The organism is Nocardia sichangensis (assembly GCF_047200615.1).
GTDB classification, from domain to species: domain Bacteria; phylum Actinomycetota; class Actinomycetes; order Mycobacteriales; family Mycobacteriaceae; genus Nocardia; species Nocardia sichangensis.
This window is the reverse complement of record NZ_JBJZOK010000001.1, coordinates 77,844-101,098: the sequence shown is the minus strand read 5'-3', so window position 1 is coordinate 101,098 and position 23,255 is coordinate 77,844. Positions and strand designations below refer to the sequence as shown.

General features: G+C 68.1%; 27 protein-coding genes. 15 read left to right on the top strand and 12 right to left on the bottom strand.

The genetic code is table 11. The annotated features are described in order from the left end of the window. The first annotated feature begins 89 nt into the window (after positions 1-89). The 4 genes from ACL03I_RS00560 to ACL03I_RS00545 are packed head-to-tail and all read left to right on the top strand — an operon-like array spanning position 90 to position 2,265. Positions 90-1,328 carry an inorganic phosphate transporter gene (locus ACL03I_RS00560; protein WP_355071763.1) on the top strand — a complete coding sequence of 413 codons (1,239 nt, stop codon included), beginning with the start codon at positions 90-92 and terminating at the stop codon, positions 1,326-1,328. An 11-nt stretch (positions 1,329-1,339) separates the two neighbouring features. Beyond that, positions 1,340-1,618 (top strand): hypothetical protein, encoded by a 279-nt coding sequence (locus ACL03I_RS00555; protein WP_412804868.1) that lies wholly within the window; start codon positions 1,340-1,342, stop codon positions 1,616-1,618. An 11-nt stretch (positions 1,619-1,629) separates the two neighbouring features. Then, positions 1,630-1,965, top strand: a complete 336-nt coding sequence (locus ACL03I_RS00550; protein WP_355071767.1) for a DUF3349 domain-containing protein — start codon at positions 1,630-1,632, stop codon at positions 1,963-1,965. A gap of 15 nt (positions 1,966-1,980) precedes the next feature. Beyond that, positions 1,981-2,265: a DUF3349 domain-containing protein gene (locus tag ACL03I_RS00545; RefSeq protein WP_355071768.1), complete on the top strand. Its 285-nt coding sequence runs from the start codon at positions 1,981-1,983 to the stop codon at positions 2,263-2,265. On the opposite strand, the gene ACL03I_RS00540 is transcribed toward ACL03I_RS00545, so the two are convergent. Together ACL03I_RS00540 and ACL03I_RS00535 are read right to left on the bottom strand one after the other, a co-directional pair. Then, positions 2,266-2,706, bottom strand: a complete 441-nt coding sequence (locus ACL03I_RS00540; RefSeq protein WP_412804867.1) for a DUF4254 domain-containing protein — start codon at positions 2,704-2,706, stop codon at positions 2,266-2,268. It lies immediately after the preceding gene. 49 nt (positions 2,707-2,755) lie between these two features. Further along, positions 2,756-3,058 carry a hypothetical protein gene (locus ACL03I_RS00535; protein WP_355071772.1) on the bottom strand — a complete coding sequence of 101 codons (303 nt, stop codon included), beginning with the start codon at positions 3,056-3,058 and terminating at the stop codon, positions 2,756-2,758. A gap of 185 nt (positions 3,059-3,243) precedes the next feature. Between ACL03I_RS00535 and ACL03I_RS00530 the strand changes: the two genes are divergently transcribed. Continuing rightward, on the top strand, positions 3,244-4,104 hold the full coding sequence (locus ACL03I_RS00530; RefSeq protein WP_412804866.1) for a helix-turn-helix domain-containing protein: 861 nt from the start codon (positions 3,244-3,246) through the stop codon (positions 4,102-4,104). A 9-nt stretch (positions 4,105-4,113) separates the two neighbouring features. Further along, the gene (locus tag ACL03I_RS00525; protein ID WP_412804865.1) at positions 4,114-4,326 is read left to right on the top strand and encodes a DUF397 domain-containing protein; all 213 of its coding nucleotides are present in this window, start codon (positions 4,114-4,116) and stop codon (positions 4,324-4,326) included. 237 nt (positions 4,327-4,563) lie between these two features. Here the strand turns inward: ACL03I_RS00525 and ACL03I_RS00520 are convergent, their stop codons facing one another. The 6 genes from ACL03I_RS00520 to ACL03I_RS00495 all read right to left on the bottom strand — a co-directional run bounded on the left by ACL03I_RS00520 (position 4,564) and on the right by ACL03I_RS00495 (position 11,235). After that, entirely contained in the window at positions 4,564-5,430 is an 867-nt protein-coding gene (locus ACL03I_RS00520) for a DUF559 domain-containing protein (protein ID WP_412804864.1), read from the bottom strand. Between the two features lie 98 nt (positions 5,431-5,528). Beyond that, entirely contained in the window at positions 5,529-6,356 is an 828-nt protein-coding gene (locus tag ACL03I_RS00515) for a class II fructose-bisphosphate aldolase (RefSeq protein WP_364424451.1), read from the bottom strand. Between the two features lie 243 nt (positions 6,357-6,599). Beyond that, on the bottom strand, positions 6,600-7,553 hold the full coding sequence (locus ACL03I_RS00510; RefSeq protein ID WP_355071779.1) for a hexose kinase: 954 nt from the start codon (positions 7,551-7,553) through the stop codon (positions 6,600-6,602). Continuing rightward, a complete protein-coding gene (locus ACL03I_RS00505) occupies positions 7,550-8,707 on the bottom strand; it encodes an N-acetylglucosamine-6-phosphate deacetylase (RefSeq protein ID WP_412804863.1) in 1,158 nt (385 codons plus the stop codon). Before ACL03I_RS00505 ends, ACL03I_RS00510 begins: the two co-directional genes overlap by 4 nt. A gap of 385 nt (positions 8,708-9,092) precedes the next feature. Next, positions 9,093-10,163 carry an ROK family protein gene (locus ACL03I_RS00500; RefSeq protein ID WP_412804862.1) on the bottom strand — a complete coding sequence of 357 codons (1,071 nt, stop codon included), beginning with the start codon at positions 10,161-10,163 and terminating at the stop codon, positions 9,093-9,095. Between the two features lie 160 nt (positions 10,164-10,323). Then, a complete protein-coding gene (locus tag ACL03I_RS00495; protein ID WP_355071785.1) occupies positions 10,324-11,235 on the bottom strand; it encodes an SIS domain-containing protein in 912 nt (303 codons plus the stop codon). Positions 11,236-11,395: 160 nt separating this feature from the next. Between ACL03I_RS00495 and ACL03I_RS00490 the strand changes: the two genes are divergently transcribed. The 5 genes from ACL03I_RS00490 (at position 11,396) to ACL03I_RS00470 (ending at position 16,149) form a co-directional block, all read left to right on the top strand. Beyond that, a complete protein-coding gene (locus ACL03I_RS00490; RefSeq protein ID WP_355071787.1) occupies positions 11,396-12,646 on the top strand; it encodes an extracellular solute-binding protein in 1,251 nt (416 codons plus the stop codon). Between the two features lies 1 nt (position 12,647). Next, entirely contained in the window at positions 12,648-13,529 is an 882-nt protein-coding gene (locus tag ACL03I_RS00485) for a carbohydrate ABC transporter permease (protein WP_412804861.1), read from the top strand. After that, a complete protein-coding gene (locus ACL03I_RS00480) occupies positions 13,526-14,419 on the top strand; it encodes a carbohydrate ABC transporter permease (RefSeq protein ID WP_412804860.1) in 894 nt (297 codons plus the stop codon). The genes ACL03I_RS00485 and ACL03I_RS00480 overlap by 4 nt, the downstream gene beginning before the upstream one ends. Before the next feature lie 92 nt (positions 14,420-14,511). After that, on the top strand, positions 14,512-15,246 hold the full coding sequence (locus ACL03I_RS00475; protein ID WP_364424434.1) for a TetR/AcrR family transcriptional regulator: 735 nt from the start codon (positions 14,512-14,514) through the stop codon (positions 15,244-15,246). 111 nt (positions 15,247-15,357) lie between these two features. After that, positions 15,358-16,149, top strand: coding sequence for a DeoR/GlpR family DNA-binding transcription regulator (locus ACL03I_RS00470; RefSeq protein ID WP_355071795.1), 792 nt, complete (start codon positions 15,358-15,360; stop codon positions 16,147-16,149). Between the two features lie 4 nt (positions 16,150-16,153). Here ACL03I_RS00470 and ACL03I_RS00465 read toward each other — a convergent pair whose 3' ends face one another. The 3 genes from ACL03I_RS00465 to pnuC form a co-directional block, all read right to left on the bottom strand. Beyond that, on the bottom strand, positions 16,154-16,972 hold the full coding sequence (locus ACL03I_RS00465) for a hypothetical protein (RefSeq protein WP_355071797.1): 819 nt from the start codon (positions 16,970-16,972) through the stop codon (positions 16,154-16,156). Continuing rightward, positions 16,969-17,445: a hypothetical protein gene (locus ACL03I_RS00460; protein WP_412804859.1), complete on the bottom strand. Its 477-nt coding sequence runs from the start codon at positions 17,443-17,445 to the stop codon at positions 16,969-16,971. The genes ACL03I_RS00465 and ACL03I_RS00460 overlap by 4 nt, the downstream gene beginning before the upstream one ends. Before the next feature lie 258 nt (positions 17,446-17,703). Continuing rightward, positions 17,704-18,399: a nicotinamide riboside transporter PnuC gene (gene pnuC / locus ACL03I_RS00455; protein ID WP_356962661.1), complete on the bottom strand. Its 696-nt coding sequence runs from the start codon at positions 18,397-18,399 to the stop codon at positions 17,704-17,706. A 143-nt stretch (positions 18,400-18,542) separates the two neighbouring features. Here pnuC and ACL03I_RS00450 point away from each other — a divergent pair, with 143 nt between their 5' ends. The 4 genes from ACL03I_RS00450 to ACL03I_RS00435 all read left to right on the top strand — a co-directional run bounded on the left by ACL03I_RS00450 (position 18,543) and on the right by ACL03I_RS00435 (position 22,210). Then, entirely contained in the window at positions 18,543-19,346 is an 804-nt protein-coding gene (locus tag ACL03I_RS00450; protein WP_355071802.1) for an ABC transporter ATP-binding protein, read from the top strand. Positions 19,347-19,461: 115 nt separating this feature from the next. Beyond that, positions 19,462-20,205 (top strand): ABC transporter permease, encoded by a 744-nt coding sequence (locus tag ACL03I_RS00445; RefSeq protein ID WP_412804858.1) that lies wholly within the window; start codon positions 19,462-19,464, stop codon positions 20,203-20,205. A gap of 49 nt (positions 20,206-20,254) precedes the next feature. Further along, positions 20,255-21,052 carry an ABC transporter permease gene (locus tag ACL03I_RS00440; protein ID WP_355071806.1) on the top strand — a complete coding sequence of 266 codons (798 nt, stop codon included), beginning with the start codon at positions 20,255-20,257 and terminating at the stop codon, positions 21,050-21,052. Positions 21,053-21,121: 69 nt separating this feature from the next. Further along, positions 21,122-22,210, top strand: a complete 1,089-nt coding sequence (locus ACL03I_RS00435; RefSeq protein ID WP_412804857.1) for an ABC transporter substrate-binding protein — start codon at positions 21,122-21,124, stop codon at positions 22,208-22,210. Here ACL03I_RS00435 and ACL03I_RS00430 read toward each other — a convergent pair whose 3' ends face one another. Then, positions 22,211-23,242 carry an XdhC family protein gene (locus ACL03I_RS00430; RefSeq protein WP_355071809.1) on the bottom strand — a complete coding sequence of 344 codons (1,032 nt, stop codon included), beginning with the start codon at positions 23,240-23,242 and terminating at the stop codon, positions 22,211-22,213. Positions 23,243-23,255 lie beyond the last annotated feature (13 nt).

Genomic DNA, 23,255 nt, shown 5'->3' with positions numbered 1-23,255 from the left:
CAGGACGGATCAGACTAGTGCACGGAGGCCGGACGAAGTTCCGGTAACCGGCATGACTGTGCCGTCCGGGGGTGCAGCACACTGGAGGCGTGACCGTCGAATTACTGGTTCTCCTGATCGTCATCGTCACGGCGCTCGCATTCGATTTCACCAACGGCTTCCACGACACCGCCAACGCGATGGCGACCTCGATCGCCACCGGCGCGCTCCGGCCGCGGGTGGCGGTCGCGCTCTCGGCGGCGCTGAACCTGGTCGGCGCGTTCCTGTCGGTGGCCGTCGCCGCCACCGTGGCGAAGGGCATCGTGCGACTCGACGCCGTCGGAGGCCAGGACCTGATCGTCATCGTGTTCGCCGGCCTCGTCGGCGGAATCCTGTGGAACCTGCTCACCTGGCTGTTCGGCCTGCCGTCGAGTTCGTCGCACGCGCTGTTCGGCGGTCTGATCGGGGCGACGCTGGCCGCGCTCGGCTGGAGCGGGGTGATCTGGGCGTCCGGGTCGGACGGCGTGGTCACCAAGATCATCTTGCCTGCGGTACTCGCGCCCATCGTCGCCGCGCTGATCTCGGCGATCGGCACGTGGCTGGTGTACCGGATCACGCGCGGCGCCGAGGAGGGCAAGGTCACCGAGGGATTCCGCTGGGGCCAGATCGGCTCCGCCTCGCTGGTCTCGCTGGCGCACGGCACGAACGACGCGCAGAAGACGATGGGCGTGATCTTCCTCGCGCTCGTGGCGCACGGGACGCTCACCAAGGACGACGACCTGCCGCTGTGGGTGATGGCCGCGTGCGCCCTCGCCATCGCGGCGGGCACCTACCTCGGCGGCTGGCGGATCATCCGGACGCTGGGCAAGGGCTTGGTGGAGATCGACTCGCCGCAGGGGCTCGCGGCGGAATCCGCCTCGGCCGCGATCATCCTGACCTCGGCCCACTTCGGGTTGCCGCTGTCCACCACGCAGACCGCGACCGGCTCCATCCTCGGCACCGGCCTGGGCAAGGGCGCCGAGGTGCGCTGGGCCGTGATGGGGCGCATGGTGGTCGCATGGCTGCTCACGTTGCCGCTCGCGGCGGTCGCCGGGGCGATCTGCTGGGGCATCGCCCACGTCATCGGCGGACTGGCCGGGGTGCTGGTGGTCTTCGCCCTGCTGGTCGGGTTGTCGACGCTGATGTACCTGCGGTCGCGGCGCGATCCGGTGCACACCGGCAACGTCAACGAGTGGCCGGGCGAGGGGGCCGACCCGTCCGCGGTCACGCCGGTCACGGACGATCGGACCGCGCCGCCTGCGGGCGGCCGGACCACGTCGGCGGACTCCAACCGCTCCGCCCAGGTGTAGGAGGACCAGGCGTGCACACTCTCGTCACCAATCTGAACGCCTTGTGGAAAGTCATCGTGGCCGGGCTGGTGCTGGGCGCCGGTCTGCCGATGATCTTCGCGCTCGGGGTGCGGTTCTGGTCGATGACCGCGACCACCGACGCGGGCACGATGCGGCGTAACTATCCGGCCCTCGCGGTCGCGCTTGCCTGCTTCGTGCTGGTCGTCGTTGCGATCGTCACCGGCATTCTGTACACGGCGAAGGCGTTCCTGGCGGCCAAATTCGGCATCCATCTGTTCGGGCAGGCGTAAGGAGTGCCAGCGTGACCGATCCAGTGAAACCAGCCCCGGTTCGGCCGAAACTGCTCGGCAAAGTCGTGGGTTGGCTGCGCGCGGGCTACCCGCAGGGCGTGCCGCAGTCGGACTACGTGGCGTTGTTCGCCGTGCTGCACCGGCACCTCACCGACTACGAGGTGGTCGCGATCGCCGAGGAACTGGTCGCTTCGAACTCGGGCAGCGAGATCACGCACACCGAGATCGAGGAGGCCATCGCGCGGCTCGCCAAGGAGCAGCCGGACGAGCATGACGTGGCTCGCGTCGCGTCCCATCTGGCGGCCGGCGGCTGGCCGTTGGCCGATCCGCCCGCCGATTCCGACTGACCCGAGCCGCCGTCGATGCCTCCCTTCCTGCACGCGATCATCAGCTGGCTGCGGGTGGGATACCCGGACGGGGTCCCGGAAGCCGACTACATCCCGCTGCTCGCCCTGCTGCGCCGCCGCCTGTCCGACGCGGAGGTGGCCCGGATCGCCGCCGAGCTGGCCGGCTCCGGCGGCGCGGACATCGACCAGACCGACATCCAGGTGATGATCACCAAGATCACCAACGACATGCCGTCCGAAGCCGACGTGGCGCGGGTGCGCGCCCGGGTCGAGGCCAATGCGTGGCCGGGCGAGGACTGATCACGGGTGTCCGCGCGGGCCGCTGAGATAGGGGAGGCGGCGCACGCCCGCCGCGACCTCGTAGGCGAGATCTTCATAGCCCAGCGACAGTTCGGCGAGGCGCTCCCAGGCGTTGTGCACGGCCCATTCCGGCGCGCCGGAGAGGATGTCGTACGCGCTGGCGGAGAACTGCGCGAGCCGATCGACCACCATGCCCACGGTTTCGGTGTGCATGTGTGCGCCGCCGTGCGGCGGTGACGTCTCGGTGGCGACCCAGCGGTCGATGACGAGCACGAGGCGGGCGCGGTGCTGGTCGATCTCGTTCGTCCCGCCCGGTGCACAGCGCAGGCGGCGCTGGTGTAATCCCGCGAGTAGGTGAGCCGACTCCAGGACTGGGTGGGCGCGATGCGGCGCCATGCGGCAAGCCTTCAGGACGAGCTCTTTGGTGGGCAGCGGTTCCACTGCGTCAACCCCCTGGATCGAATTTTCGCGCCGGGCGTCACCTGAAGGATCATCGGCGATGCCGCCCGCCCGGACGCGGCAATCGGAACCGAGTGCGCAACGGCGCGGTGTCCCACGGCGATTCGAGGACGACGAGGCCGACCGCTTCCAGCGCGGTGAGCCCGACTGGGCGCACCAACTCCTCCGTCAGCGAAACCATCTCCGCCGCTTGGATAGCCGCCGTCGCCTGCTCGGTGTTCACCATCCGGCCACGCAGATAGGACACCACCCACGCGTCGTCGCTGACCCGCCGCGCCTGATGCGGCGTCCGATCGCTCACGATCCACATGCGGTCGACGACGTGCACGGACATCAGAACCCCCTCCCCGCCGGAGCGGGTTCCGTCGAAAGCCCCCGCTGTGATGCGCAACACAAGAAGCGTAGGCGCCACAGTGGCGAGAGGTCAAGTTGACCAGTCAATTTGACAAACTCGGCCGCCTGTGGATCCGGGTACGGTCATCTGCACGAACAGCCGGAGCCGGAAGGACGCATCGGACGATGGCACCACTCTCGCCCACGGTGGCGCGCTGGGAGCTCATGCTCCGGATCAAGCGCCGCCGCACCGAGTTCGACGTCTCCGCGTCCGTCATCGCCAAGGAACTCGGGTTCACGTTGTCGTATTGGTCGAAGGTGGAGAAAGAACGCGTCCTGGCCGAGGACAAGCTGCGAAAGTTGATGAGCTTGCTCGAATTCGACCAGGACGAACGTGCGGAGATGTTGCGGCTCCGCGACATCGCGAAGCGACGCGGCTGGTGGTCGGAGTACGCGGAGTTGTTGTCGGACGAGGTGATCCGCCTCTACGGGTTGGAGCACGGGGCGCAGAGCATTCGGACTTACGAGAGCGTCTTGATCCCTGGGTTGCTGCAAACGCGCGAGTACGCACAGGCGCTGTTCACGAACGACCTCGCGCGGGTTCGAAGGGTCGAGATCGACCGGTGGGTCGAGGTCCGCATGCGCCGCCAGGAAAGATTGGCCGGGCCCGATCCGTTACGCTTGCTCGCCGTGATCGGCGAAGCGGCGATTACCCACCGCACCGGTGGCGGCGACGTGCTTCGCGGGCAACTTCGCCATCTGGCATCGCTGATCGAGCGCTACCCGGAAAGCGTGGACATCAGGGTCATCCCGTTCGATGCGCCGGGCGGAGTACTGCTCAGCGGCGCGACCTTTCACGTGATCGGCTTCGAGAACCCGCTGCTGCCGGATGTCGCGTGGAGCGAGACTCTTGTCCAGCTCGGGCTGATCGAGGAGACCGAGCTGGTGCGGCATCTCAACACGATGTTCGACAGCGCGCTCGCCGAGCACGCCATGTCCCGGACGGATTCCCTCCGCTTGATCGAGGCCAAAGCGGACGACTTGTAAGCTCGAATTGTGGATAGCTCGAATTTCCCTGTGGCGGGCTGGTTCAAGTCGTCCTATTCCAGCGACAGTCAGGCATGCGTAGCGGTGTGCTTCGACAGTGGTCGAGTGCTGGTTCGGGACAGCAAGTTCGAGGGCCCATCGGACGCATCGCCGACGCTGGCGTTCACGCCGACCCAGTGGGCGGGATTCACCTCCGCGATCCGCACCGCCGACCTCACCTGACACGTCTCCCAGCAGACTCTCAGCTTCACGACACCCATAACACAGCTCCATCCGGAAGAGTGTCTCCGTCGATGCGAAGCGATCCATCGACAGCCTCACCGGTGGGCAACTGCCCTGCCCACCACTGGAACCGGCCGGCGGCGCAGCCCCCTCGCATGCGTCGCCGGCCGCTCAGGTCCACGAATGGCACATGGCTGCGGCAGAACGCGAGAAGGCCTCTCGATGGTGTGCCACTCGTCAGAGGTCGGCGCCGTGCCGGCGGAGGGCGTCGAGGGCCCGGGTGGTGATGGTGCGGGGGCGGTGGGTCAGGAGGGCGGCGCTTACTCGGATGAGGGTCCAGCCGAGGGATTCCAGGACGGCGCTGCGGTCGATGTCCCAGGCGCGCTGGTCGCGGTCGGTCCAGTGGTGGGCTCCGTCGTATTCGACGGCGACTCGCCATTTGCGCCAGCCCATGTCGAGGCGTGCGAGGGTCATTCCGTCCGGGCCATGGATACGGATCTGGGTTTCCGGCGCGGGCAGTCCCGCTTGCCGCAGCAGCAAGCGCGTACGCGTCTCCTGGATGGACTCGGCGCCGCCGTCGATGTAGGGCAGAACTCGGCGCAAGCTCGTGGCGCCGCGTGCGCGCGGGTGCCGTTCGGCCAACCGCTCGATGTCCGCGGTGGTCAGCCGGGTCGCGTTGCAGAGGGCGTCGACGACTTCGACCGCCTCGCCGAAGTCGAGGCGTCGGGCCAGGTCGAACGCGGTCCGCGCTGGTGTGGTGCACCGGAATCCGCCGACGCCGCATACTTCGTCCGCTGGTATGGCGTCCCGATAGACCAGCACGTGCCGCGGCGGCCGGGCACGAGTCGACAGCGCGATCTCGGCGGGCTTGTCGTCCAGCCACTGCGTCCCATGCATAGCCGCCGCGGAGAACCCGACCAGAATCCCGGTGCCCTTGACCCAATGCGCGACCGCCTGCGCGCGCCCCCGCGCATCCAGCCGAATCCCCTTGCGGACATAAACATCCGGAAGCACACGCTCGAAGTCCTTCCGCAACTCCCAAGCGCTTACCACCCCCGCTCGTACCGCCCAACTCCCCGGAAAAACCTCCCCGATCTCCCCCATACCCCCATCCTCCCCACCACCCCCGACAAATCTCGCGAGTGGCACATGGCTGCGGCAAAACGCGAGAAGGCCTCTCGATGGTGTGCCACTCGTGGCGGTCAACCGGCGAGGAGGTGGAGGAAGTGTTCGACTTCGGACTGGATGGCGGTGCGGGCGGGGGTGAGGTATTCGCGTGGGTCGGAGAGGTCGGGGGCTGCGGCTAGGCGGGCGCGGATGGCGGCGGTCATCCGGATGTTGAGGCGGGTGGCGATGTTGATCTTCGTCATGCCGTGTTCGACGGCGGCGCGCAGGCCGTGATCGGGGACGCCGGATGAGCCGTGTAGCACCAGGGGGACCGGGACCTTCGCGGCCAAGTGGGCGATGAGGTCGTTGTCGAGTTCGGCGGTGCGGGTGTGCATGGCGTGCGAGGAGCCGACGGCGACCGCGAGTGCGTCGACGCCGGTAGCGGTCACGAATTCGACCGCCTCGTCGGGATCGGTGCGTGCGCCGGGCGCGTGGGCGCCGTCCTTGCCGCCCACCTCGCCGAGCTCGGCCTCGATGTGCACACCGCGCTCGTGGCACCAAGCGGTGATCGCGGCGGTGGCGGCGCGGTTGTCGGCGTAGTCGAGGGCCGAGCCGTCGTACATCACCGAGCGGATGCCGAGATCGACGGCGGCATGGATCAATTCGGTGCTGGTGGCGTGGTCGAGATGCACCGCGATCGCGGCCTCACTGTCGGCGGCGATGCGCAGGCAGGCCAGTGCCAGCGGGGCGATGCCGCGGTGATGGCGCGCGGTGTTCTCCGACAGTTGCAGCACCACCGGCTTTCTCGCCGATTCCGCGGCGGCCGCGATCGCCTCGGCATGCTCGAGGGTTATCACGTTGAAGGCGCCGAGTCCGCCGGGGCGGGCCGTGGCGATCAGATCCGGTATCGAGGTCAGCGGCATGGTTGCGTGCTTTCAAGGGCGAGCGGCGTACAGGGTTTACGGCGGAGGCGCGACCGGATGCGTTGGGGACCGGCTTGCGCGTCCGTGGCCGGCTCGCCGCATGCCGAGGTCGTCGGCGGGTGAACGCGGCATGTGGTTCGCCATGCGAGCCGCGTAAGCGACCAGGGTCGCGGGATCGCCCGGCTCGCCCGCATCGCGGGAGCGTTCCGCACGTTCGCGCGCAGCGGCGAACCGGCTCGGCCGTCATGGAGAAGTCTTCTGCGGTGTGGAGATGTCCAGTTCCCGAACCTGGACGGTCGGGGCGAGGCGGGTGCGCAGGGAGCGGTCGATCTCGCCGGCCACCGGAACCACCACGGCGGCCGCGGAGGTCGCGACCACGTCGGCGAGCAGGGCGGCCCAGTCCGGGCGCGATTCGGAGGAAAGGGCGGCGATCACCGCCGCCACCGCGGCATCGCCCGCGCCGGTGGGGTTTCCGGCGAGCGGTTCGGCGAGCGCCCCGGTCCACGCGCCGTCGGCGGTCACCGCGACGATCCCCTCGGGACCGCGGGTCGCGATCAGGGCGCGCACTCCGTTGTCGATCAGCGGCTTCGCGGCGATGACGATGTCGTCGGCGGTCGTCGGCCGGGTGCCGATGAGGCGCTGTAATTCGGTCTCGTCCGGAGTGAGCACGATGCCGGGCACCTGGGCGGCCAAGCGCAGCGCTTCGCCGTCGACGTCGCAGATGGTGGGCACGTCGGCCGCGATGGCGGTGCGGGCGATCTCGGCGGGCAGGGAGGGTTCGATGCCGCCGGGCAGCGACCCGGAGATGACCAATCCGGCGATTTCCGGGAGCAGTCCCGCCACCCGGACCGACAACTGTTCGGCGGCATGCGGATTGGAGACTCGCGCACCCGGCTCCCAGAGCGCGGTAGCCGTGCCGTCCTCGGATTCGCTGATCACCACGGTGCGGCGCACCCAGGGCAGCGCGTGCACGAAGTCGACCGGCATCTCCAGTTCGGCGGCGGCCGCGAAGGCGTGGTCGGAGAACCCGGTGGCCCTGGCGTACTTGCCGAGCTGATTCAGTACCCGGGTCACGTTGATGCCCTTGCCGCCGATGCGCTGCTCCACCGACCGGACCCGGTGGGCCTGCCCGCGTTCGAAGCGTTCGACGCGATAGGTCATGTCGTACGCGGGATTCATTGTCACGGTGAGGATCACTTCAACCACTGTCCACGTCTGAGCACCCCACGCAAGTGGAGATTGTCACGGACTGTCAATATGTCGGCGAAATAGCCGGGCCGCAGGTCACCGACGTCGGCGAGCCCGAGCGCGGCGGCCGGAACGGAGGTGGCCGCCAGGACCGCCGCGCGCAGCGGGACGCCGGCGTCGCGCACGGCCCGCGCGACGCATTCCAGCAGGGTGCTGACGCCGCCCGCGATCGAGCCGTCCGCGATGCGCGCCACGCCGGCACGGACCGTCACCGGCTGCGGACCGAGCTGGTACTCGCCGTCGCCGAGCCCCGCGGCCTGCATGGCATCGGTGACCAGCGCGACTCGCCCCGGCGCGGTCGCGAACACCAGCGCGGCGAAGCCCGGATCCACGTGCACGCCGTCGCCGATCAGCTCCACCGTCACGTCACCGCCCGCGGCGGCCGCCAGCGCCGCGGCGACCGGGCCCGGCTTCCGGTGATGCAGCGGTGGCATGCCGTTCGCCAAGTGCGTCACGAGGCTTCCTGATCCTTTGGGAGCCAGCGCGTTCCGGAACGACGCGTAGTCGGTGTCGCTGTGGCCGAGCGCGACCACCACGCCGTTGTCGGTCAGCCGCCGCGCGACGGCCGCGTAGCCGGGACGTTCCGGCGCGAGCGTCATCGCGCGCAGGTGCGCGCCACCCGCTTCCAGCAGCCGGTCGGTCAACCCGAGATCGGGGTCGCACAGATATCGCGGGTCCTGCGCCCCGCAGCGCGCCGCGGACAGGAAGGGTCCCTCGACGTGGATACCGCCGAGCGCGCCTTCCTCGGCGAGTTCGCGCAAGGTGGCGGTCTGCGCCACCATTTCCGCGGCGGGGCCGGTGACCACGCTCGCCACCACGGTGGTCGAGCCGCGCGCATGGTGCGATTGCGCCGCCGCGCGGGCCTGCTCACCGCGCACGGTATCGAACCGGTACCCGAATCCGCCGTGATTGTGAATGTCCACAAGCCCCGGCAGCACGGTTCCCGAAAATGGCGGCTCAGGTAAATCGCGATGCGTCGCGCGCCACTGCGCGAACGACCGCACCGCGTCGATCCGATCCCCGGACACCATCACTACGCCGTCGTCCACCGTGACGCTCGCCGAGACGATGCGCCCCCGGATGAGCTGTGTGTGTGCTGTCATTCGAGTGCCCCTCGGCTCGCGCGGACCGGCTGCTGGATAGGGATGTCCACTGTGCTGGCTGAAGTTTGCCGTGCGCGACTGTCGACGAACGGCCGGGCGGCCGGGATGATCCGGAAGCGGTACGTCGTCGGGTGCGGGACCGCGCCGCACGGGTTCGAGGCGCGCAGGTGGTCACCGTGTCCGGCGGCAACCGTCTCGACGGGATTCGACCTCGGATCATGGGCGCTACTCGCGGTGCCGACCATGTGGCCGGGCTGTGCTGCCATCGAGCCGCCGCGCGGTCGCCCGTACGACGATCCGGCCCTGAAGACCCGCGCGGGGCCCTTGTCGAGAGGCACGCTCGGCGAGACGTGGGGTCCTCGGTTCGCCGGCCGCGCGGGTGACGTCATGTCAACGCTCCGCTGCGGGCGAAGAGGGCGGCGCCTGCCAAGCCCGCGCGTGCGCCGAACCGGCCGAGGACGACTCGGGGAGCGGGGACCAGGCGGAGCCGGTCGGACAGGGCGCGGTGCAGTGGGTCAGTGAGCGCCGCGCCCGCTCCGGCGAGCCCGCCGCCGAGGACGACGAGTTCGGGGCAGGCCGCGTGGACGATGCCGACCAGACCGTCGGCGAGCGCGTCGACCGCGTCCGCCACGACGGCGGCGGCGTCGGGGTCGGTGGACATGAGTGCGAAAACTTCCGCCGCGCCGCTGGTCTCGCGTCCGGTGCGTCGGGTGTAGGCCCGCGCGATGGCCGCGCCCGAGGCGACCGTCTCGACGCATCCGGTATTGCCGCAGGGGCAGGGCAATCCGCCCGCACGCCGCACCGGCACGTGCCCGTACTCGCCGACCTGGCCGTAGCTGCTGCGCACCAGCCTCCCGCCGACCGACAGCGTGCCCGAGATACCGGTGCCGAGAATGACGACGCACACATTCTCGTGGCCCTGCCCTGCGCCGTACCGCCATTCCGCCCAACCGGCCACGGCGACATCGTGTTCGATCAGCGTCGGTACACCCCAGCGCTCGGGGAAGCGGTCGCCCACGTGCACGTCCCGCCAGCCGACGTTGCTGCTGAACACGGCGACCGACCGGGCGGTGTCGACGATGCCGGGCAGCACGACGGCGGCGCGACGTACCCGGCGGCGGTCGGATTCCGGGAGTCCCCCGAGTAACCGATCGCCCAGCTCGCCCATGGCATCGAACGCGGCCGGACCATGCGGTGTAGCCACGGTGCCCACGGCCAGCGCAGCGCCCCCCGCGTCGGTGATCTCGCCTTTGATGGTGGTGCCGCCGACATCCATGCCGAGCACGAGCACGTCGTCCGGCAGCGCCCGCGCCGCTGCGCCGAGTATGTCCGTGGGCTGCCCGGCCGAACCTCGCCGCGCGGTCGGCCGGTCGCCGGGGCAGGCGCGGTCCGTCCCCGCGCCGCGCGATCCGGACACGGACGCACCCGACGGCGCACGCGGCTGCTCGGTTCCCATCCTCGGCACAGTAGTTCGTGGTGGCTCCCGCGACGGTGCGCATGCGGCCTGTGGTGATGTCACGAGTTCGAGTCGACTCGAGGCCGACGGTGTGGCTGCGGGCGCGACGATGCCGTCCGCACCCGGCGCGGTACGGCGAATGCTCACCGCAGGCCCTCGGTCACGACTTCAAAACCACCGAGCGATTCAGGCCGCGCGGGTGGTCGGGGTCCAATCCCAGGTCGGCGGAACGCAGGAGGCAGAGCCGATGCACTCGGACCAGGTCCGCCATCGGGTCGATGTCGCGATGCTCCAGGTGGGCGCCGGTGGCGGCGACGTCGTCGGCGAAGCCCGGCTCGAGTGGGCCGAACGCCCAGACCGCCCGGCCGGGCGCCGAGATGGCGATCGGGCCGTGGCGGTACTCCGTCGCCGGATACGCCTCCGTCCAGGACTGACAGGATTCGCGCAGCTTGAGCGCCGCCTCCTCGGCGATGGCCGCCGCGAATCCCATACCGACGAAACTGATCTGCTCGGCGTGGCGGACCGCGGCCAGCGACGCGGCGGGATCCTCGGTGAGCACCGCGCGCGCTCGGGCGATCACCGAGGTGAGGTCTTCGCCGAGGTGGTTGCGCAGGATGGCGAGGGTGGTCGTCGCGAAGCGGGTCTGCACCACCGACCGCTCGTCGACCTGGTCGATGAGGATCGGGTCGCCCAGTTCGAGGACGGGCGTGCCGGGACTGGAGCAGATCACCGTCCGAGGGACGTGCGCCGGGATGTCCCGCATCGCGCGCACCACTTCGGTGGTGGTGCCGGAGCGGCAGATCACCAGGTAGCGGTCGTACTCGCGAGCGCGGACCGCGCTGGCGGGCCAGGCGTCGGTGAGGCCATGACCCGCGCCCTCGCGCAGTGCCGCGATGGCGCGCGCCATGAAATACGACGTGCCGCAACCGATCACCGCGACCCGCTCGCCCGGTTTCGGCAGTACGGCGCGATGTTCCGCCGCGACGGCGGCGGCGTGCGTCCAATCGTCCGGCTGGGTGGCCACTTCGGTGACCAGATGCGGCTGCGGCGTGTGGTCGGCAGGCGTAGGCACGCAATCAGCTTCACTCCGAATGATCGTTTATGTCAAATTTCGCTCCAAAACGGTCACATATGATCACAATTCGGGCTAGATTGAGGTGCACCGACGGTGTGTCCTCCCATCATCGGCGGCTCCGCTGGCGCCGGGTGGGTAAATCTGAAAGGTTCTGCTCGTGAAAAGACCATTCCACCGCGTGCTTGCCGGAGTCGCGATGGTCACCGGCGTCGCGCTGGCCCTGTCGTCCTGTGGGTTCGGTTCGAAAAGTGGTGCGGACTCGGCTACCACGATCAATTTCCTCGCTCCCGCCTACAGCGACGGCGCCACGGGCACCAAGGCGCTGTGGGACGGCATCATCGCCGAATTCCAGAAGCAGAACCCGGGCATCACCGTCAATCTGCAGATGGAGTCGTGGAACTCGATCAACGACGTGGTGCGCACCAAGCTCCAGTCGCAGTCGACCACCCCGGACATCCTCAACATCGACGCCTACGCCAGCTTCGCGGGCGACGGCCTGCTCTACCCGGCGACCGACATCGTCTCCGCGCCGGTGCTGGCCGACATCCAGCCCGCTTTCGCGCAGAACGCGGCGCTGAACGGCACGCAATACGCGCTGCCGCTGTTCGCCTCCACCCGAACCCTGTTCTACAACACCGAACTGTTCGAGAAAGCGGGCATCGTCCGGCCGCCGAAGAACTGGGCCGAGCTGACCGACGCGGCGAAGAAGATTCAGGCGCTGGGCGGCGGCGTCTCCGGGTACGGGCTCCCGCTGGGCAGCGAGGAGGCGCAGGGCGAAACCTCCATCTGGACCTTCGGCGCGGGTGGCTCGTGGGCCGACGGCGACCGGGTCACCGTGGACACCCCGGAGAACCTGGAAGGGGTGCGGGCCATGCGTGAGCTGATCGACGCCGGTGCGACGCAGCCGAATCCGGGCGCGACCGACCGCAAGGACGTGATCAACGCCTTCATCCAGGGCAAGATCGGCATGATCGAAGCCCTGCCGCCCACCATCGGTCAGATCACCGCGAAGAATCCGGGTCTGCGGTACGCGACCGCGCCTTCGCCGACCAAGACCGGGAACCCGGTCACGCTCGGGGTGGCCGATCATCTGATGGCGTTCAAGAAGGACGGCGCCAAGGCCGAGTCGATCAAGAAGTTCCTCGACTACTTCTATTCGGCGGCGGTATACGCGGACTTCGTCAAGCACGAGGGCTTCATCCCGATCACCCACAGTGCCGCCACCGCCCTCGCCGAGGACCCGGTGACGAAGGCGTTCGCCGCCACGCTTCCGGTCGCGAGGTTCTATCCGAGCAACAACCCGAAATGGGCCGTGGCGCAAGGGGTGATCCGCCAGCAGATGGGCACCATCGCACAGGGCGCCGACCCCGCTCAGGTGTTGCAACGGATCCAGGAAGCAACGAAATAGCGTGCGGCGCAGAGGAGTACTGGCGGCACTGCCGTGGATCGGGCCGTCACTGGTCCTGATCGCGGCCGTTGTCGCCTTCCCGGCCTGCTACATGCTGTGGACCAGCACCAGGGACCTCAGCGCCTACGGCCAGGACCGGGGTGCCGCCGGACTGGCCAATTACCGGGCGCTGTTCGACATCTCGGAACTCGGCTCGGTGCTGGTCCACACGGTGGTCTGGGTGGTCGGCGTCGTGCTGGTCACGCTGGCGTTGTCCGCGGCGCTGGCCCAATTCCTGAACAAGGAGTTCCCCGGCCGCGCCGCGGTGCGGATGGCGATCCTGGTGCCGTGGGCGGCGTCGGTCGTGATGACGACCACGATCTTCTACTACATGCTCGATCCGGACGTGGGCATCGCCAATCGGTTCCTGGTGGACATCGGCCTGCTCGACCGCGGATACGGGTTCGCCAAGCAGCCGACGCAGGCGTTCCTCGTGGCGATGGGCGTCGCGGTGTTCGTCTCGGTGCCGTTCACCACCTACACGATTCTGGCCGGACTGCAAGCCATTCCGGCGGAGATCGAGGAGGCGGGGCGGGTCGACGGCGCGAGCGCCTGGCAGCGCTACCGCCATCTCACATTGCCGCAGCTGCGTCCGGCGATCGCGGTGGCGACCATCATCAACATCATCAACGTGTTCAACTCGCTGCCGATCCTGCAAGTGATCACCGGAAGCATCGCAGGCTTCTCGGCGGACACCACGACGACGCTGACCTTCAAGCTGATCCGGCAGAACCAGCAGGTCGACACCGCCGCGGCGATGAGCGTGCTGAACTTCGCGCTGATCGTCGTCGTCATCGCGATCTACGTGAAGCTGGTCCGTCCGACCGCGGAGATCGACCGATGACGACGCGGGTGGAGGTACGCGAGCAGGCCACGGCGACGCCGCCCGCCCCGGCGGCGCCCGCGCGGCGTGCACGACGCCGCTGGGAGCTCACCGCCGTCGGCGTGGTGCTCGCCGCGGTGTTCCTGCTGCCGTTCGTCGTGATGGTGCTCGGTTCGCTGAAGAGCAGAGCCGAGATCCTGCGCATCCCGCCGACGTATCTGCCGCAGTCCTGGCATCCGGACAACTACGCGACGATGTGGGACACCCCCGAGACTCCGCTTCCGTTCAACCTGGCCAGCACGATCATCATCGCGGTCTGCGCCACCGCTTTGGTGCTGGCCGTGGCGATTCCGGCCGGGTATTACACGGCGCGGCACCGTTTTCCGGGGCGCCTGGTGTTTCTCGGCGTGGTGCTGGTGACCCAGATGTTGCAGCCGACGGTGCTGGTCACCGGGTTGATCCGGGAGTTCTTCGCGCTCGGCATCAACGACACCTGGCTGGCGATGATCTTGGTGAACGCCGCGTTCAACCTGTCGTTCGCGGTGTGGATCCTGCACAGTTTCTTCGCCGCGATCCCGGTGGAGATCGAGGAAGCCGCGATGCTCGACGGGCTCGGGCGCGGGCAGATCCTGGTCCGGGTGAGCCTGCCGCTGGTGTGGCCCGGCATCGTGACGGCGACGATCTTCGTCGTGGTGGCGTGCTGGAACGAATTCGCCGCCAGCCTGGTCGTGCTCACCACGCCGGAGAACCAACCGCTGTCGGTGGCGCTGACCAAGTTCGTCGGCCAGTACGACACCGCGTGGCAATACGTGTTCGCGATCTCCACCGTCGGCATCGTCCCGGTGGTGCTGCTGTTCGCTCTCATCGAGAAGCGTCTGGTGGCGGGGTTGACCGCGGGAAGCGTGAAATAGCCTGCGAGAACTGGCGCACCGGGATGACGGAATCGCCGCGCCGCCACCGTTCGGCGCGCTGATGGAAGGTAGCCGCGCGGTAGCATCGAGAGGTGACACGGCGGGATCACGGACCCAAGGACGGTCGCAGCTACGGCGGGCTGTCCAAGGAACAGCGGGTTGCCCAGCGGCAGACCCGCCTGATCGATGCCGCTCTCGAACTATTCGGCACCCAGGGATACGCGGCCACCTCGATCGAGCGCCTCTGCGCCGTGGCGAACGTCTCCACGCGCAGCTTCTACGAGGACATGGGCAGCCGCGAAGCGCTGCTCATCGCCCTGGCGAATCGCATCACCTCCCGTGCGCTGGAACGCGCGCTGACCGCACTGGCGGCCACCGAGAACGAGCCCTTGCCCACCCGCGTGGTAGCGAGTTTCCGCGCTTATCTGAGCGTCACGTGCGCCGACGCCCGGTCCGCGCGGGTCTGTTATGTCGAGGTGGTCGGCGTGAGCACGGCGGTGGAGCAGTGGCGCAGGCAGCAGCGTGGTCTGCTGTCGGCGCTGCTGATCAGCGAGGCCGAACGCGCTGTCGGCCGTGGCGAGACCGGTCCGCGGCGTTTCGATCTCTTCGCGCTGGCCGTGATCGGCGCGGTCACCTCACTCGCTCAGGAATTGGTGCAGGGTACGTCGCCGGGTTCGGCGGTGAGTCTGGACGAGATCTGCGAAGAGATCGCCTACTTCGTGAATTCCGGTCTTTCCCAGGCGCGCGATCCGGGTGCGGAAGACGGGCGTCTTCCCGCTACCGCGGCGCTTCCGGCCCGGCCCACCGTCGAGGCCGATGTGTTCTGAGCGGGGTCGGTGTCGGCCGTGCGGATTTCCGCGGTCGGTGGGTGCGTGTGTTCATATTGTTCGCGTGTTCGCCGAAACAGCAGGTTGCCCGCGCGAGCGGGGCGGTGTGAGATGACCGGGCCGTCGGATCGTCCGCAACGGTGGAACCGGTTGCTGGAATTGCTCGCCGAATCCGGGCGGCTTTCGGTGGAGGAGGCCGCCGAGCGGCTCGGTGTGTCCGCCGCTACGGTGCGTCGCGATTTCACCGCGCTCGCCGAACAGCAGCTGGCCACCAGGACACACGGCGGTGTGGTGGCGACCTCGGTGGCCTACGATCTGCCCGCGCGTTACCGGCAGAGTGCGGGCGAGGCCAAGCAGCGCATCGCCGAACACGCCGCGTCGCTGGTCGATCCGTGCGCGGTGGTCGGGATGAACGGCGGCACCACCACCACGGCGGTGGCCAGGGCGCTGGCCGTGCGCACGGATCTCGGATCGGCCGGTGACGAGCAGCTCACTCTGGTCACCAACGCGCTGAACATCGCGGGGGAGATGGTGCTGCGGCCACACGTGCGCACGATCGTTCTCGGCGGTGTGGCCCGGCGCGAGTCCTATGAGCTGCACGGGCCGCTGGCCGAACGGGCGCTGGCCGAACTGCGGCTCGACGATCTCGTGCTCGGCGTGAACGCGATCTCCGTCGAGGGCGGCGCCCAGTGCAGGCACATCGACGAGGCCGGGGTGACCACCGAGATGGTGCGGCGTTCCGGCCGGGTGCTGGTGGTGGCCACCGCGGACAAGCTCGAGCGCACCGCACTGGCCCGCATCTGCGGCATCGAGCAGGTGCAGGTGCTGGTCACCGATACCGGCGCGGATCCGGGGGCGGTGCAGGCGATCCGGGCGGCGGGCGTGCGGGTCGACGTGGTGTAGGCGCTCACGCCGTCTGCGCGATCCAAGTGTCCCAATAATCTTCGTACCACTGACGGAAGTTCTGGCCGTACGACATATTGCTGTGGCTTCCTCTCTCGAAGCGATAGTGATCAGCTATTCGTTGTACCGCCTCGTCGTGGGAGAACTCTCCACCGCGATATCTCTCATAAATCCTGCGGTATTTCCCCGAGACGCTGTGATTGATGTCCGGCCCGCCATTTTCGAGTATCTGGCGGCGTATGGCGAGCTGTGACATGACGGCATGGCCCTCGTTCCGCAGCGACCGGTCCACATGATCGACCACCCATTGCTCCCGCGTTCGGCCCATCGGCGGCGAGGGGGCGTCGTTATGCGGATTACCGGGGTGGGCATGGTCGATCTCATGTGCGAGCGCATCGGCGGAGGCTCTGGCGTTGCCTTCCATATTGCGATCGAGAACAACAGCCTTCTCGTCGTAGTCGGCATAGGTTCCGTCCCCTCTCTTTCCGTAGCGAATGGTCCATCCGAACTGCTGTACGTCCTGGATCTGACGAATGAGGTCCTCGGACAACCCGGCGATTTCGTCGACTTCTCCGCCCAGCCCGGTCTCTACGGACGTCGAGTAGCCGAGCCGCTGTAGGCGTTTCTGGTATTCCGGGATTTCCAGGGTTTCCCTTCGGATGGCATCCCGACCGGCGAGATCGGCGTCAATTGTCTTGGCGACGGTCAGGTTGACTTCTCCGCTGAGATTATGGACATTGTGCGATGCGGCATTCGCGTATCTCGATAGATCGCGGCGTAGGCCGGTCGTCAGGTTCAGGAACAGTTCGCGGAGACGTCTCATTCCGGGCTACCGCTGCCGAGGCTCCGAGCTCGTCCACGGTTCTCGTGTACGGATATGTCTCTGAGGAGTTGCGAGCGGGCATGGAATCTGATGCGCAGCTTTCTCGCCCCATGCTCAGAGGTGAACGAAACCGCTCCTTCGGGCGGAATCCTCGGGTCGACCCGTGTGTTTTCCATCGGGAGTTCGAAGATCCCGGCCATATCCGCGCGGGTGATGCGGATGTCCATCGCGACGTGCATGATCACCAGGGCATGTGAACCGACTGCCCCCGTGCGCGGGCCGCGGAACACGATTGACGAGAACGGCCCGCCGTCCGGGTATGCCACGAATTCGCGTGCCTGCGGATCGGCGCAGGGTACTGCACTGAACTCCGTCCCGCACGCCGAGGAGACATAGTGTGGCGTGAAGCATTCCGGGACCGCCAGTACATGATCGGCAATCAGTCGGATCTCGCGGATGTATGGCGATGTCATGCTGGCTGTTCCTCCGCGGGCCGAAGTGCTCAGGCCCGCGGATCATGACGCTCACATGCCGGAAAATCGTTCCTACCAGCGGTGGTGTGGCGCGGTCATCAGGATGTCGAGCAGCTCGGGCTCTGTGCGGTTTTGGGCTTCTTCGCAAGTGTGGCAAACACGTGGCACCACAGTTATTCCCACCATTGGGAATAAATTGAAGCCCGGATCAGGCTGGTAGCGAACGAATTACTGATAGCTGGACCAAGTGTCGGTCGGTTACCGATCGGCGGTGCTGAACCGATTCAGCGGCGCATCGGCGCCAGTGGGTCGGCGCATGGCTCGCGCCCAAACGAGGAATCCCCAGGCTACGAATCCCGCGTAGACCAGATACAGCGTCGCCGACGGGTAGTAGCCCGCACGCACCAGCAGTGGAATGCCGACCAGGTCGACCGCGATCCAGATCAACCAGAACTCGGCCAGCCCCCTGGCCATGCCGTAGGTGGCCAGCACCGAGCCGGTGAAGATCCATGCCTCGGCCCACGGGCCGTAGGAACCGAGCCATTCGAAGAGCTGGGCGAAAACGGCCGTGCCCGCGAGCATCGCCACCACCAGGACGACGCGTTCGCGCGTGCTCGCCCAGCGCGGGTCGACGCCGCGGTGCTCGAGCGCGGTCCCGCGTGCCGCGTGCCGGTACCAGCTCCACCAGCCGTACACGCTGACCGCGATGAACATCAGCTGGCGTCCGGCCTGTCCGGCCATGTTCAGCTGCTGCGGAGTGTGGAACACCCCACCGACGAATACGGTGAACAGCAGCGCGTTCCCGGCGATGCCGACGGGCCAGGCCCAGACCCGCCGCCGCATGCCGCCGATCGCGGAAGCCAAGCCGAAGCCGTTGCCGACCACCTCGCGCCAGAGGATCTCCGAGCCCGCGATGTGCAGCTTGGCGTCGAGCAGCGTGAGGATCGGGTTCACCTGTCGTGTAACCCGCGGCGGGGCGTATCTCATCCGTTCGGATCGCCGCGATCGGAAATGCGCGGTGCGGACCGTAACGATTGCGCAATCTGGCGACACCATTCGCAATGTCCGTGCAACGGGGTGCTCCTATGGTGGCCGTCATGAGCACGGAGAGCGATACCGCCGGGGGGACCGGAATTCATCTCAGCGGATTGACCAAGACCTTCCGGGTCGGGCGGAAAACCGTGCAGGCGCTGGCGAGCGTCGATCTGCACACCGAGCAGGGCGCGTTCCTGTCGCTGCTCGGTCCGTCCGGCTGCGGCAAGTCGACGGTGCTGCGCATTCTCGCTGGCCTGGAGACGCCGACGGCGGGCAAGGCGCTGATCGACGGCTCGACGCCCGCCGAACTGCGCGGCAAGCACGCGTTCGGCATCGCCTTCCAGGATTCGGCGCTGCTGCCGTGGCGATCGGTGGCGTCGAATATCGCGCTGCCGCTCCAGGTCGCGGGCATCACGCCGGAGCCGGGGCAGATCGATGACCTGATCCGCCTGGTCGGGCTGGACGGCTTCGAGAAGGCCAAGCCCGCGCAGCTGTCCGGCGGCATGCGCCAGCGCGTCTCGATCGCGCGCGCACTGGTGGTGAAGCCCACCGTGCTGCTGCTGGACGAACCGTTCGGAGCGCTGGACGACATGACCAGGCAGCGGCTCAATCTGGAGTTGCTGCGGATCTGGACCGAGAAGCCCGCGACGACGTTGATGGTGACCCATGGCATCGCGGAGGCGGTGTTCCTGTCCGACGTGGTGGCCGTGATGAGCCCGCGGCCGGGGCGGGTGCTGGAACTGGTCGAGATCGATCTGCCGCGTCCACGGCTGCCCGAGATGATGCGGACACCGGAATTCCACAAGCTGCACGACTATCTGTCCGAGCTGCTGTTCGGGACCGCCGGAAAAGGAGGCGTCGCATGAACGAGCACCAACCGGAACGCTGTGTGCGGCACCGTAAGCCGGGCTGGCAGCGGGCGAGCGTGCGCACTGGGCCGCTGCGGCGGCAGCCGTGCGTCCGGCGGACAGGGGATACGGCGTGAAGCGCTTCGGCGGCGTGCTCGGCGTGCTGGGGCTGGTCGCGGTGTGGTGGGCGCTCGCGGCGTTCGAGGTAGCGGGCGGCACCATACCGAGTCCCTGGCAGGTGCTGCACACCATGTACTCCGACGGATGGGGCCTGTACGGCCCTAATTTCCGGATCACCGCGCTCGGCGCGCTGCAGGGATTCGTCTGGGGCAACGGCCTGGCCATCGCCCTGGCCGTCCTGATCGTGCTGGTCCCGCCGATCGAGTCGCTGGCGACCCAGTTGGCGATCCTGAGCTATTGCACTCCGCTGCTCGCGCTGGGCCCGATCATCCTTGTGGTGTTCGGCGGACGCACCCCGACGGTCTTCCTTGCCGCGATGTACTGCTTCTTCACCACTATGGTCGGCACCGTCGCCGGGTTGCGCTCGGCCGACCGGACCAGCCTGGAGCTGGTGCGCGCCTACGGCGGCGGACGCTGGCAGCAGTTGTACCGGGTGCAGGCGATCTCGGCGCTGCCGAGCACGTTCGCGGCGTTGAAGATCGCCGCGCCGTCGGCCGTGCTCGGCGCGATCATCGGCGAGTACCTCGGTGGCGTGGACAGCGGCATCGGGGTGGCGCTGACCGCCGCCCAGACCTCCTACAACGTGCCACGCACCTGGGGCATGGCGCTGGCGGCCGCCGCGCTGGCCGGACTCGGCTACGCGCTGGTGGCGCTGGCCGCCCGCCTGGCCGCGCCCTGGACCGTCCGGGAGGCGTGATGAAGATCTCCACGCGCGTTGCGCTGCACCAGGTCACGGGGGAGGTCCGATGAATCTGCTGCGACGGATCGGGATCTTCCTTTTCCCGCTGTGCACATCGCTGGTGCTGATGCTGGTGATCTGGTACGTCTTCCTGAAAGCGTTTCCGCAGGTCGGCCCGCGGGTGGGCAAGACGCCCGGCGATATCTGGACCTACTTGGTGACGGCGCCCAACGCCGCGACCGCGCGGCAGGCGATCCTGGACGACCTGCAGATCACGCTGCGTGACGCGGCGCTCGGGTTCGGCGCGGGCATGCTCGCCGCGTTGGTGGTCGCCGCGCTGTTCGTGTCGTTCGCCGCGATCGAGCAGACCTTCCTGCCGGTGGCGATGCTGCTGCGCTCGGTTCCGCTGGTGGCGCTCACGCCGATCATCGTGCTGGTGTTCGGCCGCGGCCAGGCCGGGGTCGCGGTGCTCGCCGCGATCGTGGTGTTCTTCCCCGCGCTGGTCATGATCATGGCGGGATTGCGCAACGCGCCGCGGCAGGCGCTGGAACTGGTGGCCGCGTACGGCGGATCGCGGTGGACCGGGCTGCGCATGGTGGCCGTGCCCGCGGCGCTGCCCTCGGTGTTCGCCGCCGCGCGGATCTCGGTGCCGGGTGCGCTGATCGGCGCGTTGCTCGGTGAGTGGCTCGGCAGCGGCACCGGCCTGGGCGCCGGCTTGATCCGGGCGATCCCCACGTTCCAGTACAGCAAGTTGTGGGCATCGATCGTCATCGTCACGCTGGTCTCGGTGGCGCTCTACGCGATCGTCGGTGTCGTGGAGAACCTGGTGCTGGCCCGGTTCGGACCGGAAGCGGGACGACTCTGACCGAACCGAATTCCTCGCTCGGAACGCCAAAGTAAAGAAAATGAAACGCACTGCGCTTAGATTCGGCCCATGACACCCGCGCACCGCTCCACGTTCGGGCACCTGAACCGACGCTCCTTCCTCCGTTACTCCGCATTCGCCGGCGCCGCGCTCGGCGGTGCGGGCGCACTGGCCGCCTGCGGAGGGAGCTCCGGTGATTCGCCGGGCGGCACCATCGCGGACGGATCGAAATACGGCGGCGTCGCGGTGCAGCTTTCCTGGCTGAAGAACATCGAATTCGCGGGCGAATACTTCGCCGACTCGAAAGGCTATTTCAAGGAGGCGGGTTTCGGCTCGGTCGACTTGATCGCGGGCGGCGCGGCCAGCACGTCGGTAGAGGCCGGATTGGATACCGGGAAGGTGTGGCTGGGCCTGTCCGCGCCGCAGACCACCGCACCCGCGATCCTGGAGGGCCTGCCCGCCAAGATCGTCGCCACCACGTATCAGAAGAACCCGTTCGCGATCGTGTCCTCCGCGGCGAAACCGATCAAGACGCCCGAGGACATGAAGGGCCGCAAGATCGGTGTGCAGGACACCAACCAGTTGATCTTCAACGCGCTGCTCACCGCCAACGGGCTGAAGCCGGGCGATGTCACCGTCGTGCCCGCCCAATTCGACCCGACCCCGCTGGCCAACGGAGAGGTCGACGGATGGGTCAGCTATGTGACGAACGAACCGATCACGCTGGCGGCAAAGGGCTTTCAGAACACCCACTTCTTGTTCGCCGACTTCAACCTGCCGCTGGTCGCGGAGACGCTCACGGTCGCGCAGTCCACCATCGACAAAGAGCGCGACAAGTTGAAAGCGTTCCTGGCCGCCGAGATCAAGGGCTGGAAGGACGCGGTGGCCGATCCGGCCGAAGCGGCCCGGCTCGCGGTCGGGGTGTACGGCAAGGATCAGAAGCTCGATCTCGCCGAGCAGACGAAAGAGGCTGTCGCGCAGAACGATCTAGTCGTTTCGGCGGATACCGCCACGGGCGGACTGCTCTCGATGACCGACGCCCTGATCGAACAGAACATCGCCGCGCTGCGTGCCGCGAAAATAGACATCAAGGCCGCGCAACTGTTCGACCTGTCCGTATTGCGCGAGGTGTATGCCGAGCACCCCGGCCTGAAATGATCAGAGACCCACAGCGGTTTTCGGCGTGATCGGGATTTCGCCGCTGTACGGATCGACCGCTCGCACCGGCTGCGCGGCGCGGGCGGCCAGCAGTTCGGCCGCGATCGCGACGGCCATCTCGGGCGCGGTGCGTGCGCCGATGTCGAATCCCGCGGGCGAGTGCAGCCGCGACAGCGTCTCCTCGCCGAAACCGCCTGCGCGCAGGTCCTCCATGCGCCGGATGTGCACCTGGCGTGACCCCATGGCGCCGAGATAGCCGACCTCGGGTAGTCGCAGCGCCACGGTGAGTAGTGGAATTTCGAAGGTGGGATCGTGCGACAGCACGACTATGGCCGTGCTGCTGTCGATTTCACCTGCCGAGGAGAGGATGTTGAGGTAGCGGTGCGGCCAGTCGACCACGACCTCGGCGCCGGGAAACGATTCCGGCGTAGCGAAATTGGGGCGAGAGTCGCAGATGGTCACTCGGTAACCGAGCAACCTGGCCTGCACGGTGAGTGCGGCGGCGAAGGAATTGGCGCCGAAGATGATCAGGCGCGGCGGCGGAGCGAACGAGGCGACGAAGACATCGGAATCGGGTAGCGCGACCAATTCGGTGGCGTGCCGCTTGTCGGTGATCAGGTGCTGGCCGATCAGGTCGGCATCGGAGTTCCACACCACCGTGAAGACGGTGACCCTGCGGTGCGCCGCGATCTCGGCGGCGACCTCCGGGAACTCCGGGAAGTGTCTTCGAGAGAACGGTTCGGTGAAGACGTCCATCATCCCCTCGCCGTGCGCGCCCCCGTCCACGCCGCCGGCCACGCCGAAACGGTGCATCGCGCGGCGGCCGGTCCGCGCGGCCTGGAGCACGGACTCGTAGGCGATGTCCTCCAGCCCGCCCGCGGCGACCGATCCGTAGACGCCCCCGTCCGGGTCGACCAGCATCGCCGAGCCCACCGGTAAGGGCGCGGCGCCCACGGTGCGCACGATGGTGCCGAGTCCGCCGGTCCGGCCCGAGTACCACACCCGCAACAGGTCGTCGACGATGTCCCGCATCAGCTAGCTCCGA